15 protein-coding genes and 2 tRNA genes are annotated in these 15957 nt (G+C 72.7%); 5 read left to right on the forward strand and 12 right to left on the reverse strand.

The features are described from left to right. Window positions 1–71 precede the first annotated feature (71 nt). Together ACTFAP_RS07005 and ACTFAP_RS07010 are read right to left on the reverse strand one after the other, a co-directional pair. A complete protein-coding gene (locus tag ACTFAP_RS07005) occupies window positions 72–890 on the reverse strand; it encodes an ABC transporter permease (protein ID WP_500468501.1) in 819 nt (272 codons plus the stop codon). Continuing rightward, entirely contained in the window at window positions 887–1798 is a 912-nt protein-coding gene (locus tag ACTFAP_RS07010; RefSeq protein WP_500468502.1) for an ABC transporter ATP-binding protein, read from the reverse strand. The genes ACTFAP_RS07005 and ACTFAP_RS07010 overlap by 4 nt, the downstream gene beginning before the upstream one ends. Window positions 1799–1932: 134 nt before the next feature. Here ACTFAP_RS07010 and ACTFAP_RS07015 point away from each other — a divergent pair, with 134 nt between their 5' ends. The 3 genes from ACTFAP_RS07015 (at window position 1933) to ACTFAP_RS07025 (ending at window position 5060) form a co-directional block, all read left to right on the forward strand. Further along, window positions 1933–3126, forward strand: coding sequence for a sensor histidine kinase (locus ACTFAP_RS07015; RefSeq protein WP_500468503.1), 1194 nt, complete (start codon window positions 1933–1935; stop codon window positions 3124–3126). Continuing rightward, window positions 3123–3788, forward strand: a complete 666-nt coding sequence (locus tag ACTFAP_RS07020; RefSeq protein ID WP_500468504.1) for a response regulator — start codon at window positions 3123–3125, stop codon at window positions 3786–3788. Before ACTFAP_RS07015 ends, ACTFAP_RS07020 begins: the two co-directional genes overlap by 4 nt. A gap of 189 nt (window positions 3789–3977) precedes the next feature. Then, window positions 3978–5060 (forward strand): protein-L-isoaspartate O-methyltransferase family protein, encoded by a 1083-nt coding sequence (locus ACTFAP_RS07025; RefSeq protein ID WP_500469422.1) that lies wholly within the window; start codon window positions 3978–3980, stop codon window positions 5058–5060. 184 nt (window positions 5061–5244) lie between these two features. On the opposite strand, the gene arfA is transcribed toward ACTFAP_RS07025, so the two are convergent. The 9 genes from arfA to ACTFAP_RS07070 all read right to left on the reverse strand — a co-directional run bounded on the left by arfA (window position 5245) and on the right by ACTFAP_RS07070 (window position 14716). Then, on the reverse strand, window positions 5245–6768 hold the full coding sequence (arfA, locus tag ACTFAP_RS07030; protein WP_500468505.1) for an arabinosylfuranosidase ArfA: 1524 nt from the start codon (window positions 6766–6768) through the stop codon (window positions 5245–5247). Between the two features lie 150 nt (window positions 6769–6918). Then, window positions 6919–7917 carry an arabinan endo-1,5-alpha-L-arabinosidase gene (locus ACTFAP_RS07035; protein WP_500468506.1) on the reverse strand — a complete coding sequence of 333 codons (999 nt, stop codon included), beginning with the start codon at window positions 7915–7917 and terminating at the stop codon, window positions 6919–6921. 44 nt (window positions 7918–7961) lie between these two features. Further along, a complete protein-coding gene (locus ACTFAP_RS07040; RefSeq protein WP_495683874.1) occupies window positions 7962–8879 on the reverse strand; it encodes an ABC transporter permease subunit in 918 nt (305 codons plus the stop codon). Then, on the reverse strand, window positions 8876–9772 hold the full coding sequence (locus ACTFAP_RS07045; protein ID WP_500468507.1) for a carbohydrate ABC transporter permease: 897 nt from the start codon (window positions 9770–9772) through the stop codon (window positions 8876–8878). The genes ACTFAP_RS07040 and ACTFAP_RS07045 overlap by 4 nt, the downstream gene beginning before the upstream one ends. Then, window positions 9769–11112, reverse strand: coding sequence for an extracellular solute-binding protein (locus ACTFAP_RS07050; protein ID WP_500468508.1), 1344 nt, complete (start codon window positions 11110–11112; stop codon window positions 9769–9771). The genes ACTFAP_RS07045 and ACTFAP_RS07050 overlap by 4 nt, the downstream gene beginning before the upstream one ends. 362 nt (window positions 11113–11474) lie before the next feature. Beyond that, entirely contained in the window at window positions 11475–12494 is a 1020-nt protein-coding gene (locus ACTFAP_RS07055; RefSeq protein ID WP_495683877.1) for a zinc-binding dehydrogenase, read from the reverse strand. A gap of 139 nt (window positions 12495–12633) precedes the next feature. Further along, the gene (locus tag ACTFAP_RS07060; RefSeq protein WP_500468509.1) at window positions 12634–13500 is read right to left on the reverse strand and encodes an SMP-30/gluconolactonase/LRE family protein; all 867 of its coding nucleotides are present in this window, start codon (window positions 13498–13500) and stop codon (window positions 12634–12636) included. A 26-nt stretch (window positions 13501–13526) separates the two neighbouring features. Beyond that, window positions 13527–14300 carry an IclR family transcriptional regulator gene (locus tag ACTFAP_RS07065; protein WP_390116574.1) on the reverse strand — a complete coding sequence of 258 codons (774 nt, stop codon included), beginning with the start codon at window positions 14298–14300 and terminating at the stop codon, window positions 13527–13529. 134 nt (window positions 14301–14434) lie between these two features. Continuing rightward, complete coding sequence (locus ACTFAP_RS07070) at window positions 14435–14716, reverse strand: hypothetical protein (RefSeq protein WP_495683879.1); 282 nt, start codon at window positions 14714–14716, stop codon at window positions 14435–14437. Window positions 14717–14867: 151 nt separating this feature from the next. Between ACTFAP_RS07070 and ACTFAP_RS07075 the strand changes: the two genes are divergently transcribed. Both ACTFAP_RS07075 and ACTFAP_RS07080 read left to right on the forward strand, forming a co-directional pair. Further along, a tRNA-Asn gene (locus ACTFAP_RS07075) sits at window positions 14868–14940 on the forward strand. A gap of 190 nt (window positions 14941–15130) precedes the next feature. After that, window positions 15131–15204: transfer RNA gene (locus ACTFAP_RS07080), tRNA-Ile, on the forward strand. A 131-nt stretch (window positions 15205–15335) separates the two neighbouring features. Here ACTFAP_RS07080 and ACTFAP_RS07085 read toward each other — a convergent pair. Beyond that, complete coding sequence (locus ACTFAP_RS07085; protein WP_500468510.1) at window positions 15336–15848, reverse strand: MarR family winged helix-turn-helix transcriptional regulator; 513 nt, start codon at window positions 15846–15848, stop codon at window positions 15336–15338. Between the last annotated feature and the right edge of the window lie 109 nt (window positions 15849–15957).

Here is a 15957-nt window from a genome sequence, read left to right on the forward strand (position 1 = left end):
GCGCTTGTTCACTCCGTCAATCCCCGCCCCGGGCCGGTTCGGTGGACGTCCTGTGCTGGTTCACGGACGGCTCACAGATCGCGCCGGTGGACCACCGCCACCGCCGTCACCGCCGCCGCGAGCGGCCAGGCCGCCAGGACGATCCAGGACCCGGTCACCGTCGCCGGATACCGGCCCGGGTCGTAGTCCATCGCCGGGTTGAGGGTGAGCGTCTGCCAGGCGGGCAGCGGCATCGCGTGCCCGATCTCCGCCACCCAGCGGTAGGTGTCGCCGCCGAACAGCGCCGGCAGCAGGAGCAGTACGCCGATGGTCGTCACCACGGTGCCGGTCGCGTGCCGGATCAGGGCGGCGACCGCCAGGCCCACCAGCGCGCTCACCGGGGCCAGCAGCGCCGACGCGGCCACCGCGCGCGCCGCGCCCGGGTCGGCGAGCGAGACGCCGCCGTACTCCCGCAGCAGCCACTGGCTGACGGCGAACGAGGTGAGCGCCACCACCGTGCCCATCGCCAGGGTCACGGCCGTCACCACCGCCGCCTTGGCCGCCACCACCGCCCGGCGGTCCGGGACCGCCGCCGCCGTCGTACGGATCAGGCCGCTGGTGTACTCGCCGAACAGGGCGATGGCGCCCACGCTGCCCGCGATGATCACCAGGATCTGGTAGGCGGGGCCGACGAAGGCCGTGTGCATCGGGTCGAACATCATGCGCGGATCGAGGCCGTCCGGCGGCGGCCACAGGGTGGCGAGCCGGTCGGCGTTGGAGCGCGCCGCGTTGACGTTGATCGCGATCACGGCCAGCGCGCCGGCGCCCAGCACCCAGTAACTGGAGCGCAGCGACCACAGCTTGATCCATTCGGCGGCCAGCAGCCGGCCGAACCGGGGGCGGGGGGTCATCGGGCATCTCCGGCGAGGTGGTCGACGCTGTCGGCGGTCAGTTCCATGAACGCCTCCTCCAGGGAGGAGGCGGCGGCGCTCAGTTCGTGCAGGACGTAGCCGTGCCGCAGGGCGAGTTCCCCGATTCGCGCGGCGGTGAGCCCGGTGACGGTCAGGGTGTCCTCCCCGCCGGGCACCGGGGTGCCGCCCGCCGCCGCCAGCACGCTCGCCAGCGCGGTGGCGCGCGGCGCCCGGACGGTGATGGAGCGCCGGGCGCCGCGCGCCGCGAACGCGGTGACGGTCTCGGCCGCGATCAGTTCGCCGCGGCCGATGACGACCAGGTCCTCGGCGGTGTGCTCCACCTCGCGCATCTGGTGGCTGGAGACGAACACCGTGCGGCCCTCGGCGGCCAGCCGCCGGAACAGCGCCCTGATCCACCGCACGCCCTCCGGGTCCAGGCCGTTGAGCGGCTCGTCGAAGACCAGCACCGGCGGGTCGCCCAGCAGCGCGCCCGCGATGCCCAGGCGCTGCTTCATGCCCAGCGAGAAACCGCCGATCCGGCGCCGCGCCGCGTCCGCCAGGCCCACCTCGGCCAGCACCTCGGCGACCCGCGCCCGGGGGATGCCGTTGCTCACCGCCAGCGCCGTGAGATGGGCCGCGGCGGTGCGCCCGCCGTGCACGTCGTGGGCGTCCAGCAGCGCGCCGATGTGCCGCAGCGCGCGCGGCCGGTGCCGGATCTGCCGCCCCTCGACGGTGGCGGTGCCCGAGGTCGGGTCGTTCAGGCCCAGGATGATCCGCAAGGTGGTGCTCTTGCCCGCCCCGTTGGGGCCCAGGAAGCCGGTGACCCGGCCGGGCCTGACGGTGAACGTCAGCTCCCGCACGGCGGTGGCCGGCCCGTATCGCTTGGTGAGGTGGTGTACGTCGATCACCCGTCCCACGGTGCCGCCCCGCACCCGTGCCGGGCATCGGCCCGGTGGCCGCAACCGGCGCCCGGCCATGGGCCCGTGGGCGTACGCCCGTCGGCCAATGGCCGGGCCCGCTCCCGCGTCCTACGATCGGCGTCATGCACACCACCCCCGGTCCCCCGGCCCCGCCCTCGCTGTTGCGGCGGGTCCCGCCCGGGCTGTGGCTGGTGCTGCTCTGGCTCGCGGTCACCGTGTACACGCTGGTGATGGACACCCGGATGATGGACCCCTGGCACTTCGTGTTCGGCGGCCCCCGCTCCCGGATGACCGGCTGGCCGATGCTGACCGTCGCGGGGGCCCTGGTCGCGGCGGCCGGCCTGCTGACCCGGCGTACCCTGCTCGCGCTCGCCCTGCTGCTGACCGGCACCGTCGTCACCACCACGGGCATCTCGGTGAAGGACATCCCGCTGCTGCAGTTCCTGCCGGTGATCGTGGCGCTGTGCTACATCGCGGCGACCCGCCCGCGCCGTACCTCGGCCGCCGCCGGCGCGATGGCGCTGGGCGTACTGATCGGGTACGCGCTGACCCGCTCGCTGCTGGGGATGCCGGTGGAGGTCTCCACCGCGGCAACCGTCGTGCTGACGACCGTCGTCGCGTGGCTGATCGGGAACTCCATCCGGCAGAGTCAGCTGCACGAGGAGGCGCTGCGGACCCGGGCCGCCGAGGCCGCGGTCACCGCCGAGCGGCTGCGGATCGCCCGCGAGCTGCACGACATGGTGGCGCACAGCGTGGGGATCATCGCGTTCCAGGCCGGGATGGGCGGCCGGGTCATCGACACCCAGCCCGCCGAGGCCCGCAGGGCACTGGGCGCCATCGAGGCCACCAGCCGCGAGACGCTGTCCGGGCTGCGCCGGATGCTGGGCACGCTGCGCCGCCCCGTCGCGCTGGAGCCCGCCCCGGGCCTGGCGGACCTGGACCGGCTGGTCGCCACGGCGGGGGCCGCCGGGGTACGGGTGGAGGTGCGCCGGCTCGGCGAACCCCGCCCGCTGCCCGGCGACATCGAGCTGTCGGCGTTCCGGATCGTGCAGGAGGCGCTCACCAATGTGGTGCGGCACGCGCACACCGACCGCTGCCGGGTGACGGTCGGCCTCGGCGAGGCGGACCTGTCGGTGGAGATCACCGACGAGGGGCGCGGGCCGGGCGACGGGCGGGCCGCCGGGTACGGGATCGTCGGGATGCGGGAGCGGGCGGCGCTGCTGGGCGGCTCGCTGACGGCCGGGGCCCGCCCCGGGGGCGGCTACCGGGTGGCGGCGACGCTGCCGGTTCCGGCGCCGGTGGCGGCGGTCCGGTGAGCGTGCGGGTGCTGCTGGCCGACGACCAGCCGCTCATCCGGTCCGGGCTGCGGGTGCTGATCGCCGACACGGCCGGGCTGGACGTGGTGGGCGAGGCCGGGACCGGCGCGGAGGCGGTCGCGCTGGCGGCCGAACTTCGCCCCGATGTGGTGGTGATGGACATCCGGATGCCCGGCATGGACGGCATCGCGGCCACCCGGGTCATCACGGCGGGCGGCGAGGGCGCGCCCCGGGTGCTGATCCTCACCACCTTCGACGAGGACGCGCACGTCTACGGCGCGCTGCGGGCCGGGGCCAGTGGCTTTCTGGTCAAGGACATGGCGCTGGACGACATCCTGACGGCGGTGCGGGTGGTGGCGGGCGGCGAGGCGCTGATCGCGCCGGGCGTCACCCGGCGGCTGATCGCGGAGTTCGCGGCCAGACCGGCGGTACGGCCCGGTGCCGGGCGGCCGTTGCCGGGCAGTGTGACCGAACGGGAGCGCGAGGTGCTGACCCTGGTCGGCCGGGGCCTGACCAACGCGGAGATCGCCGCCGAACTGACCATCAGCGCGGCCACGGCGAAGGCGCATGTGGCCCGGCTGTTCACGAAGCTCGACGCCCGGGACCGGGTGCACCTGGTGATCACCGCGTACGAGGCGGGGCTGGTGACGACGGGCCGGTAGGCGCGGGTGCCGGGCGGGGCCGCGGTGGCCCGGGCGCCGGCGTGGGGCCCGCCGGGCCCGCACCGCGCCGCATATGCCTTTGTCCCGTTCCGCGCGCTCCTCCCCCACCTGCGGCTTGCACGGCATATGGGATGGGTAGGGCTGTTGGCCGGAATCGCCGCCCCCACCCGAAGAGGTTCGACCGTGCCCATGGGACCGCTCGCCGACGCGCTGATCCGGGTGCCCCGGCACGCGTTCATTCCGACCGCGGCCTGGGCCAGGCCCGCGGCGGGGGACGGGTACTGGATCGACCGGGATCGGGATCCGGACCAGTGGTGGACGGCGGTGTGCTCCGACACCGTGGTCTTCACCCAACTGGACGACGGGGCGACCGAGCTGACGCCGCACAACGCCGCCCGTACCTTCGCGCCCACCTGCTCGGCGTCCAGCCCACTGCTGATCACCGCCTTTCTGCGGCACCTCGCGCCCGAGCCCGGCGACCGGGTGCTGGAGGTGGGGACCGGCACCGGCTGGACCGCCGCGCTGCTCGCGGACCTCACCGGAGACCCCGGGCGGGTGACGACCGTCGAGATCGACGCCACGCTGGCGGCCGTCGCCGAGCGCAATCTGCGCGCGGCGGGAGCGGTGCCGCGGCTGGTGGTCGGCGACGGCACCGCGGGGGCACCGGAGCACGGGCCCTTCGACCGGCTGCACATCACCGCCGGGGTGCGGGAGATCCCGTACGGCTGGATCGAGCAGACCCGCCCCGGCGGCGTCATCGTGCTGCCCTACGCGCCCGTGATGCGGCTGCTGCGGCTGGTGGTCGGCGCGGACGGTGAGGCGCTCGGGACCTTCCACGAGGACTGCGCGTTCATGCCGCTGCGCTCCCAGCGCGGGACGGGGCCGGGCGCGCCGGCCGGCGACCCGGGGCCGTCCCGGACGCGCGCGCTGGACCGCGATCCGGCGCCGCTGCTCGATCCGGCGCCCGGGCTGCAGCTGCTGTTCGACGTCCTCCTCGGCGATCTGCCCTGGGAGGGCCGGGACGGGGAGCTGGTACTGGCCGGTGGCGCCTCCCGCGCCACGGTACGGGCGGGCGAGGTCACCCAGAGCGGGCCGCGCGATCTGTGGGACGAGGCGGAGCACGTGCACGCCGCGTGGACCGACCGGGGCTGCCCGGGGCCGGACCGGATGGGCCTGCGGCTCACCCGGGAGCGACAGTACGTATGGCTGGATGATCCCGCCTTCCCGGCGACGGACATCCTCACCGCGAGAGGGGATACGCACCATGGCTGACTGTGGATCGTGCGGGGGCCAGGGGTGGGTGTGGGTGCACTACGACGGCAAACGCAAGAAGGAGAACTGCCCCATCTGCACCGGGAAGTGAGCCCGGAGCCCGCTGGGTGGGACCGCCGGCGCCCGGGGATGGGCGGGCGGCGGCGGTCCCGGTCGGTGGGGGTGCGTACCGGCGGTTACGGGGTCACGCGAGCCGGATGACGTTCCACGACAGCGGCTCCAGGGTGGCGCTCAGGGTGCCGTCGGTGAGTGTCGTGCCGGTGGCCGCGTGCGGGGCGACCCGCTCGGTGTTCTCCAGGGTGTTGCGCGCGTCGGGGTCCTCGTCCGAGAGCACCGAGTGCTCCACGACCCGGGTCAGGTCCAGGCCGTGCAGCACCGCCTCCAGCGGCAGCGCCCGGGTCTGGCTGCGGTTGACGGCGAAGATCGTGACCTCGCCGGTCTCGTCGTTCTTGACGGCCGTGGTGTGCAGCAGGTCGACCGTGCCGAACTGCTCGGTCTCGTACGTCGGGGACTCCGGGCGCACGTCGAGCACCGTGCCGCGCCCGTACTTCGAGGCCGCCGCGAAGGGGAAGTAGGTGGTCTGCTTCCACGCCGGGCCGCCCGGCTCGGCCAGGATCGGGGCGATGACGTTGACCAGCTGCGCCAGACAGGCGACCTTCACCCGGTCCGCGTGCCGCAGCAGCGCGATGAGCAGCGAGCCGAAGACGACGGCGTCCACCACGCTGTAGTGGTTCTCCAGCAGGCGCGGCGCCTCGGCCCAGTCCTCCTGCGGCGGGTCGGTGTGGGCCGGCGCCTCGGGGTTCATGTACCAGACGTTCCACTCGTCGAAGGAGAGGCTCAGCTTCTTCTTCGACTTCAGCTTGGCGCCCACGTGGTCGCAGGTGGCGACGATCTTCTCGATGAAGGACTCGGTGTCCACGGCCGAGGCCAGGAAGGAGTCGCGGTCCCCGTTCCGCTCCTCGTAGTAGGCGTGCAGCGAGACGTGGTCCACCAGCTCGTAGGCGTGCTCCAGGACGGTGGCCTCCCACTGCGCGAAGGTGTCCATCGAGGAGTTGGAGCTGCCGCAGGCGACGAGTTCCACGTCCGGGTCGATCTGCCGCATGGCGCGCGCCGTCTCGGCGGCCAGCCGCCCGTACTCCTCGGCCGTCTTGTGGCCGGTCTGCCAGGGGCCGTCCATCTCGTTGCCCAGGCACCACAGCTTGATGTCGAACGGGTCCTTGTCGCCGTGCGCGGCGCGCAGGTCGGACAGGGCGGTGCCGGCGGGGTGGTTGGCGTACTCCTGGAGCTCCAGAGCCTCCGCGACCCCGCGCGTGCCCAGGTTGACGGCCATCATCGGGGTGCCGCCGACCTTGCGGACGAAGTCGATGAACTCGCTGAGCCCGAACTGGTTGGACTCGGTGGAGCGCCAGGCCAGGTCCAGACGGCGCGGCCGGTCCTCTTTGGGGCCGACGCTGTCCTCCCACTTGTAGCCGGAGACGAAGTTGCCGCCGGGGTAGCGGATGGCGGTGACGCCCAGTTCCCGGACCAGGTCCAGGACGTCGGTGCGCAGTCCGGCGGCGTCGGCGGCGGGGTGCCCGGGCTCGTAGATGCCGGTGTAGACGCAGCGTCCCAGGTGCTCCACGAAGGAGCCGAAGAGCCGCGGGTCCACCTCGGAGACGGCGAAGGCGGGGTCGAGGGTGAAACGGGCGGTCGTCTGCTGAGCACTCATGCGGGTCCCTGACTGACTGAACGGTGTTGTTCGATGGTGTTCGTTATTTCGTACATCGGTCGCAGCTTCGAACAAAAAGAAAATCTAAGGCGGGATGGAGCCGGCGTCAACGGGGTCCCGTCCGCTGCGCCGGCTCCTCCCCCGGCCGCGTCAGCCGCTGGTCGGCACGACCACCGGCCAGCCCGCCGCCGTCCAGCCCAGGCGGCTGATCGCCAGATGCGGCTCGCCGCCGCGCTGGGTGTCGTAGTAGTGGTACACGAGCAGGTCGCGCCCGCCGTCACCGAGCAGCACGTGCTGCCCGCCCGGGCCCAGGTACCGGCCGCTGTTGCCCAGCAGCAGATCCCCGCCGCCGTTCAGCATCGAGCGGCCGGTGCTGTCCGTGAACGGCCCGGTCGGCGCGGAGGACCTGCCCACCCGGATCTTGTACGTGGAGTCGAGCCCGGCGCAGCAGGCGTCGTAGGAGGCGAACAGGTAGTACCAGTTGCCGCGCTTGACGACCTGGCCCGCCTCCACCGCGTACGGGGCGTCCGGCCGGGTGGCGAGGTGGGTGATGGGCGGGTTGCCGCTGCGCAGCCCGGTCGCCGGGTTCAGCTCGACCATGTGGATGCCGGTCCAGTACGAGCCGAACGTCATCCACAGCCGGCCGCCGTCCCACAGCACGGCCGGGTCGATGGCGTTGTACCGGTCGCCGGTGGCGCTGGAGAGCACGATGCCCCGGTCGGTGAAGGTGCCGGGCGCGCCGGTGGGGGAGGTGGCCAGGCCGATGGCGGAGTTCTGGGAGCCGAAGGTGGAGACGGCGTAGTACAGCCAGTACTGGCCGTTCGCGTAGGAGATGTCCGGGGCCCAGGGGCGGTCCTGCGTGGTGTAGCGGTCCCACCAGGACGGAACGTTCTGCGGGGCGAACGCGCCGCCCTGCCGGGTCCAGTTGACCATGTCGGTGGAGACGTGGGCGTCGACGTCGCGGTGCGAGCCGTACGCGACGTACCGGCCGTCGGCGAGCCGGATCATGGTCGGGTCGTGCAGTTGGGTCTCCCCGGCGGCGGGGTACGGGTCGGGGTACTCGGCGGCCGACGCGGTGCCGGCCGGCAGGGCGGCCGCCAGGGCGGCGGCGGTGACTAACGTCAGCAGGCGGTGGAGTGTCCTTCTCATGGCGGATGCGGCTCCTCGGGTGGGGGTGAGCGGGGGGTGCGCGGTCACTGGCCCGCGATGCCGGTGTGCGCGACACCGCGGACGATCTGCCGCTGGAAGAAGACGAAGACGATCAGCAGCGGCAGCGCGGCCAGCAGGGACATCGCCATCAGCTGGGCCCAGCGGATCCCGAAGCTGGACTGGATGGTGGCGAGCCCGACCGGCAGGGTCGCGAGATCGGGGTCGGTGGTGGCCAGGTAGGGCCACAGGAAGTTGTTCCAGGAGGCGATGAAGGTGAAGATCGCCACGGCCGCCAGCACCGGGCGGGACAGCGGCAGCACGATCCGGAAGAAGATCCGCCAGCGGCCGGCGCCGTCGATGGTCGCGGCCTCCTCCAGCTCCGGCGGCACCGCCTGGAAGAACTTGTAGAGGATGTACAGCATCGCGGGCGCGGCGACCTGCGGCAGGATGACGCCCCAGTAGGTGTCCACCATCCCCAGGGCCCTGATGTTGGCGAACTGCGGGGCGGTGATGACCGTTCCGGGCACCATGATACCGGCCAGGATCAGCCCGAACAGCGCCTTGCGGAAGCGGAATTCGGTGCGTGCGAAGCCGTAGGCCGCGAGCGCGCACACGGTGAGGGTGAGGACGGTGACGCCAGTGGAGACGATCACCGAGTTGAGCAGCCAGGCCGGGATGTCGCCCTCGCCGAGCACCTTGCGGTAGGCGTCCACGCTCATGTTGGACTGGATCCACGCGAGCGGCAGTTTCTGGGTGTCGCCCTCCGGTTTGAGGGAGGTGGACAGGGCCCAGCCGAAGGGCACCAGCCACAGCGCCGCCAGCAGGCTCGCGACGACGGTGAGGGCGATCTGTCCCGCGTTGCGGCGCGCCCGGACGCGCAGGGTGCCGCCGGTGCCCGCGGTGTCCGCCGCCCGGCCGGCGCTCGCCGGCGGCGCGGTGCTCGCTGTCGTGTCGGTGCTCACTGGACCTTCTCCCCCCGGGTGCGCAGCAGCCACATCCGCAGCAGCGTGACGGTGACGATGAGGACGAAGACGATGTACGAGATCGCCGACGCGTAGCCGATGCGGTAGCTGGTGAAGCCCTGTTCGATGACGTACTGGACGACGGGCCGCGTCGCGTTGTTGGGGCCGCCGGCGGTCATCAGGAAGATCTGGTCGAAGACCTGGAGCGAGGCCAGCAGTTGGAGGATGACGATGAGGCCGGTGATGTTGCGCAGCAGCGGGACGGTGATGTGCCACATCCGCTGGAACGGTCCCGCGCCGTCCAGCGCGGCGGCCTCGTACAGGTGCGCGGGGATGGCCTGGAGGGCCGCCAGGTAGAGCAGGAAGCTGAAGCCCACCGTCCACCACAGGGTGGTGAGCACGAGGGAGAACATCGCCCAATCGGCGTCGATCAGCCAGGGCACCCGGTGGTCCAGGGTGTTGTTCAGCAGCCCGAAGTCCGGTTCGTACAGCCACTTCCACAGCTGGGCGACGACGGCCGAGGGCAGCAGGAACGGGGCGAAGAACGCCAGCCGCCAGAACCACTTGCCGCGTTTGATGTGGTGGGCGAGGAGGGCGAGGCCGAGTGCCGCGAGCACGATCAGCGGGGTGATCATGACGGTGAACTTGAGGGTGTTGCCCAGGGAGTCCCACACCGCTGCGTCGCGGAATGCCTCGCGGTAGTTGTCGAGGCCGATGAAGCGGGTGTCGATCCCGGCCAGGTTGGTCTCGTTGAGGCTGTACCAGAAGCCGGAGGCCAGTGGCCAGAGCAGGAACAGCGCGTACAGCGCCAGGAACGGGGCGACGAACCAGGCGCCGTGCTGGAAGATCCCGCCGCGCGAACCGCGCCGTGCCGGGTCGGCGATGGTGCTCACGCCGCGCTCCGTCCGCCGAAGGGGTCGCGGGTGGCGAGCAGTTTGCCGAGCGCCGCGCGGATTGCCCGGACGCCCTGGGCGGGGGTGGTGAAGCCCATGGCGGCGGCGGAGATGGCGTTGCCAACGTCGTTCTGCAGCGCGGACTGGGTGCCGGCGAACCAGGCGGGCGGGTCGAAGGCGGCCTGGTCCATGGCCGCGCGGTACTCGGACTGCGGGCGCATGGCGAGGTAGCCGGGATCCTGGAGCACGGGGAGGTAGGCGGGGACGTGGCTGGCGGCGGCCCAGTCGATGCTGTGGCGCACCAGCCAGGCCATCAGCAGATGGGCGTTCTCGTGGGCGGGGCCACCCCGGTTGTCCTGGTGCGGCAGCACCAGGGTGTGGCCGTCGGCCTGTCCGGCCGGGGTGTCGCCGAGGATGGTGGGGAACGGGGTGACGCCGAAGTCCATTCCGGCGTCCTGGAAGTTGATGACCAGCCAGTTGCCGAACCAGACGAAGCCGCCGCCGTTGACGAGGTAACCAACCAGGTCCTGGCCGGGGATGGCGTACTCCTCGGCCACCAGGCGGGCGAGGAAGGCGAGTACGGCCTCGGCCTTGTCGTCCTCCAGAGCCGTGCCGGTGCTGTCGGGGGTGAGCAGGGCGCCGTCCAGCTGGGTGTAGAGGGACAGGAACGCCCACCAGCACTCGACGGGTTGCAGGGCGTTCCAGCCCAGCGGTGAGGCGCCGGTGACCTCGCGCACCGCGTCCAGCGCGTCGATGAAGGCGCTCTCGCCGCGCAGCGGTGCCAGGTCGCCGTCCGGGGCGAGGAGTCCGGCCGCCTCGCACACCGGGCGGTTGTAGAAGTGGACGAAGGCGAAGACGTCCAGGGGCAGCCCGTACAGCTCGCCGTCGATGGTCGCCGCGTCCCACAGCAGGGGGTTGAAGTCCTCGCGTCGTACGCCGTGTCCGGCCAGCAGCGTGGTGTCGATGGGGTCGAGCAGCCGGCCGGGGGCGAAGCCGGGCAGCCGGCCGAGGTGGACGACGCCGAGTTCGGGCGCGCGCCCGCCGGCGCCGGCCATGGCGAGCTTGGTGTAGTACGGGGCGCCCCAGGCCAGGGTGACGTCGTCGACGGTGATGCCGGGGTGCTCGGCGCGGAAGCCGTCCAGCATGGCCCGCATGTTGGCGCCGTCGCCGCCGTCGAAGAGGTTCCAGAACCGCACGCGTTCACCGTCCCCGCCGAGGGAGGCCGGGGCGGCGCAGCCGGTGGCGAGCGCACCCAGCGCGGCCGTGCCGCCCGCCCCTGCGGCACCGGCCAGCAGCCGGCGACGGGTGAACCCATTTGGTGGAAGGGAGTGTTGGGACATCGGCGGCTCTCATCCCCCAGGGAGGCAGTGGTCGATATACCGAACAGCGATCGGATATGCGAACGTGCACCGCAACGTAGAGCCGCCGCCGCACAGGGTCAACCGCCCGGACACAAGAAGCCAGAATTTCCCTCACGGCCGCACACAACGGAGCCCGGGCGCAACGCCATCGGCGTCGCGCCCGGGCTCCGGCCCCGCCGGCGGGTGGCCGAGGGTCGGTACGCCCCTGCTCGCCGTCCGGCGGCCGTGCGACGCGCTCACCCGCAGGGCAGCCCACTCGCATCACTGAACGGTGACCTCAGCCGCGTCCCGTGGCACCACCCCGGCTACCGCCTGGGCTGCCTCACGGAGCCCCCGCGCGCCTACAGGCGCACCAGCATCTTCCCGGTGTTCTCGCCGCGCAGCATCCCCAGGAACGCGTCCAGCGTGTGCTCGACGCCGTCCACCACGGTCTCCTCGTATTTCAGCTCACCCGACCGCACCCACGCGCCCGCCTGCTCGACGAAACGCTCGCGCAGACCCTGGTGATCGCCCACCAGCATCCCCTCGATCCGCAGCCGCTTGCCGATGACCTGGCTCAGGTTGCGCGGCGCGGCCGGCGGCTCGGTGGCGTTGTAGAGCGAGATCATTCCGCAGATCACCGCCCGGCCGTGGACGTGGAAGGCGTCGATCGCCGCCTCCAGGTGCTCCCCGCCCACATTGTCGAAGTAGACGTCGATGCCGTCCGGCGCCGCCTGCCGCAGCTGCTCGGTGACCGGCGCCGGGTCCTTGTAGTTGAACGCCGCGTCGAACCCCAGGTCCTCCGTCAGCCAGCGCACCTTCTCCGCCGAGCCGGCGCTGCCGACCACCCGGCCAGCGCCCAGCAGCCGGGCCAGCTGCCCCACTTCGCTGCCCACCGCGCCCGCCGCGCCGGAGACGAAGACCGTGTCGCCCTCCGTCAGCCGGGCCACCGCCACCAGCCCGGCGTACGCGGTCAGGCCGGTCATCCCCAGCACCCCCAGATAGGTGCTGAGCGGGGCCTCACGCTCGGAGACCCGCCCGGCCCGCGCCGCGTCCACCACCGCGTGGGAACGCCAGCCCAGGCCGTGCAGCACATGGTCGCCGGGCGCGAACCCGGTGACGCCCTCCCCCACCGCCAGTACCTCGCCGACCGCGCCGCCCTCCATCGGCTCCTCCAGCCGGTAGGGCGGCACGTACGAGGGCACGTCGTTCATCCGGCCGCGCATGTAGGGGTCGACGGACAGGTAGACATTGCGGACCAGCAGCCGGCCCGGACCCGGCGCCTCCAGCGGGACCTCGCGCAGCGCGAAGTCCGAGGGGGCGGGGACACCATGCGGGCGGGCGACCAGATGCCAGGCGAGAGCGGTGCTCGGCAGGGACACGGAGAACCTCCGGGTGGGGGACGGCTCGGGAGCGCCGCGGCACGGTGCGCACCGCGACTCCCTCGTCAACCTTCCCCCCGGCAGGGACATTCCGCACCAGCGGGAGCGCTCCGGCTCCGGATCGGGCTGCGGCTCCGGGTCAGCCCGCGAACGCCGGCTGCGGCAGCCCGCGGCCCGCGCCCGGCAGCACCAGCACCGAACCCGCCAGCGGCTCGGCCGCCGGATCGGTGCCGGTGGCGGCGGTGGTGATGTACAGGTCCGTCAGGTCCGCGCCGCCGAACGCGCACGCGGTGGGCTGCGAGACCGGCACCGGGACCGTACGGTCGAGTTCGCCCGCCGGGGTGTAGCGCAGTACCGCCCCGCCGCCCCAGAACGCCACCCACACACAGCCGTCGGCGTCCACCGTCAGCCCGTCCGGGTCGCCCGGCATCGCGCTGGTGTCCACCAGCGGGACCCGGCGCACCTCGCCGTCGTCGGAGAAGGTGAGGACGTCGATCCGCTTGGTGGGGCTGTCGACGTAGTACACCCGGCCGCCGTCCGGGCTCCAGCCCAGGCCGTTGCTCACGGTGACCTCGGGGAGGAGGGTGTGCACGGTGCCGTCCGCGTCCACCCGGACGAGCGTGCCGCCGCCGGGGGCCTGGTCGTAGCGCATGCTGCCGGCCCACAGCGAGCCGTCGGGCGCGACCGCCGCGTCGTTGGCGCGGCGGCCCGGCACGACCTCGCGGTGCAGCCAGCGGAAGCCGGTGCCGTCCGCCTCGTACAGGCCGATGCCGTCCCGCAGATTGACCACCAGGCCGCCGCCGGCCCGCGGCTTGGCCGCGCCGACGTGCTGCTCGACCGGCAGAACGGTGTCCGTGCCGCCCGCCGGGTCGTGGGAGTGGACGCGGGAGCCCAGAATGTCCACCCAGATCAGCCGCCCGGCCGCCGGATCCCAGGTCGGGCCCTCGCCCAGCTCCGCCCGCGCCCGTATCGCGACGTCGAGTCCCTGCCCAAGGTGCTGTGCCACGCGAACCCTCTCCCTGAAGTGTGCGGTCAGTCCCGGTTGCCGGTGTGGTGCCCGAGCCGTTCGGACAGATCGGCCGCGCCGCGCGCGGCCAGCTCCGCCAGCTCCCGCTGCCGTTCCTCGCTCCAGCGGATCATCGGCACCGAGACGGACAGCGCCGCCACCACCCGGCCGGCCCGGTCCCGCACGGGGGCGGCCACACAGCTCACATCGGGGTTGGACTCGCGCTGTTCGTAGGCGATGCCCCGCTCCCGCACCCGCGCCAGCTCGGCGCGCAGCTCCTCGGGGGAGGTGAGGGAGTTGGGGGTCATGGCGGTGAGCCGGTCGGGCAGCCGGGCGGCCAGGTCCTCGGGCGGCAGGGTGGAGAGCAGCATCTTGCCGACGGCCGTGCAGTGCGCGGGCAGCCGGCGGCCGGTGGCGGAGACCATCCGTACGGCGTGGGTGCTGTCGACCTTGGCGATGTAGATGACGTCGGCGTCCTCCAGGACGGCGACGTGCACGGTCTCCCCGCAGGTCTCGGCGATGGCGCGGGCGACCTGCTGGCCCTCGGCGGCGAGATCGAGCTGCTCGGCGTAGCGGCTGCCGAGCTGGTACGTGCGCACGCCGAGGCGGTAGCGGCCCGGCTGCTCGGGGACCGGGACGAGATAGGAGCGTGCGGCCAGTGTGGTGACCAGCTCGTGGACGGTGGTGCGCGGGAGCTGGAGCCTGCGGGTGATCTCGGGCGCGGAGAGCGTGCCGTCCCCGTCGAGGAACAGCTCCAATATGTCCAACGCACGGCTGACCGCCGGTACGCGACGCCCCATGACCGCGGCCTCCGCTCGCTCACTGTTCGGCATGCCGGTCAGATGCCGGAATGTCGAACAGCACGGTACCGAGCCGGGCCCTTCCCCGGCAAGAGGCGGCGGCCGGGTGGCGGTGGGAGGCCGGGCGCCCCCGCTCAGGCGACCTCGTCCTCCGCGGCTCCGGAGCGGCGCACCTCGCGCAGCTTCTCCACGACCGGGTCGGGCAGCTTGTCGCCGGCCCGGTCCACGACGGCGCCGGCCGCCATCGCCGCCGCCTGACGCCCGGTCTGGTTGGCGGTGTCCATGCCGTTGCGCACGGCGGGCCGGTCGCAGAACCGCCGGGCGGCGTCCGCCAGCTGGTCATACCGCTCGCGCCCGGCCCGGGCACCGAGCACGTAGCCGACCGCCGCACCTGCGACGAAGATGAGCTTGCGCATGGGGATGCGTCCTTTCTCGTACGGACTGTCCGTCGTACTTATGGGCGCCCCGCTTACCGATTTCGAAGCACCGCCTCACATGCGCTAATGTATTGCCCGCAGCGAGGGAATGCTTCCGCAGAACAACGGGAGGCAGACCCGAGCGGCGCAGTCCCCTGTAGCTCAATTGGCAGAGCAGCCGGCTGTTAACCGGCAGGTTACTGGTTCGAGTCCAGTCGGGGGAGCATCACTCGAAGGGCCCCGTTCAGGGGCCCTTCGGCGTTCTCCATGCATCACTGCCCGCTGACCGGGAACCGATCAACCCGTGACCGCCGTCGTAGCCTCCGTACAACCGCCCCAGTCCGGGCGGGAGATCGTATGAGCAGCTATGCTGCGGCAGACGGCGCGCACATGTGTGCGCGGCTCGCCGTTCATGGGGCGGTAGCTCAGCCGGTTAGAGCAACGGACTCATAATCCGTCGGCCGTGGGTTCGAGTCCCACCCGCCCCACCCCGGAAGGCCGGGCGCACCTCGCGCCCGGCCTTCGGGCTTTCCCGTCGAGGACCCACGTCCGCCGTGGCGCCCAGGACGGCGACGGGCAGAGCCCGACGAGCCGGCGGCAGCGCCGAGCACGCCGCGCTCTACGTCTGCTCCCCCTCCTCCGGCAGCGCCAGCCGGGCCAACACGTCGTCGGCGAAGCGGGCGAGAAGGCGGAGGAGGTCATCGCGGTCCTGCCGGGGCCAGTCGGCGAGGACCTCGGCCAACCAGCCGAGCACCGAGGCGACATAGCGGCGGGCGGCCTCGTTACCCGTCTCCGTCGGCTCGATGAGGCTCGCGCGGCGGTCGAGGGGGTCGGCGATGCGCCGCACGAGGCGGCGCTTCTCCAGGGCCTGGACCTGACGGGTGACGTGCGGGCCCACGACCTGCATGCGGTCGGCGATCTCCCCGATGCGCAAGGGCTCCCCGGCCGCGAGCAGGGACACCAGCACCCCCACGGCGGGGCGGTCCAGGGACGGACCGGCAGCCTTCACGGCACGATCGACGAGCCAGCCCTTGTTGAACGCGGAGCTGAGCCGGGTGATCCGGGGCAGCACGGCGAGCAGCTCGTCGGGCGAGAGTCCGGGCGCGGGTTCCCCGGGGGACTCGGGAGTCATGGCACCTCCATTTGCATACCTGAGTTAGGTATCTATACCGTGGGGACGAAGCCGCGGCACCGAAGGGCGCCGTACGGCCTCATAAAGGATACCTAAGGTACGTATTTTT

The sequence above is a fragment of the Streptomyces sp. PH9007 genome, assembly GCF_059813725.1.

Coding starts and splice junctions, on each gene's coding strand:
- ACTFAP_RS07065 (WP_390116574.1), bottom strand. CDS start 14,300: ATGGGGCGTCGCGTACCGGCGGTCAGCCGTGCGTTGGACATATTGGAG.
- ACTFAP_RS07070 (WP_495683879.1), bottom strand. CDS start 14,716: ATGCGCAAGCTCATCTTCGTCGCAGGTGCGGCGGTCGGCTACGTGCTC.
- ACTFAP_RS07015 (WP_500468503.1), top strand. CDS start 1,933: ATGCACACCACCCCCGGTCCCCCGGCCCCGCCCTCGCTGTTGCGGCGG.
- ACTFAP_RS07050 (WP_500468508.1), bottom strand. CDS start 11,112: ATGTCCCAACACTCCCTTCCACCAAATGGGTTCACCCGTCGCCGGCTG.
- ACTFAP_RS07085 (WP_500468510.1), bottom strand. CDS start 15,848: ATGACTCCCGAGTCCCCCGGGGAACCCGCGCCCGGACTCTCGCCCGAC.
- ACTFAP_RS07005 (WP_500468501.1), bottom strand. CDS start 890: ATGACCCCCCGCCCCCGGTTCGGCCGGCTGCTGGCCGCCGAATGGATC.
- ACTFAP_RS07025 (WP_500469422.1), top strand. CDS start 3,978: ATGGGACCGCTCGCCGACGCGCTGATCCGGGTGCCCCGGCACGCGTTC.
- arfA (WP_500468505.1), bottom strand. CDS start 6,768: ATGAGTGCTCAGCAGACGACCGCCCGTTTCACCCTCGACCCCGCCTTC.
- ACTFAP_RS07035 (WP_500468506.1), bottom strand. CDS start 7,917: ATGAGAAGGACACTCCACCGCCTGCTGACGTTAGTCACCGCCGCCGCC.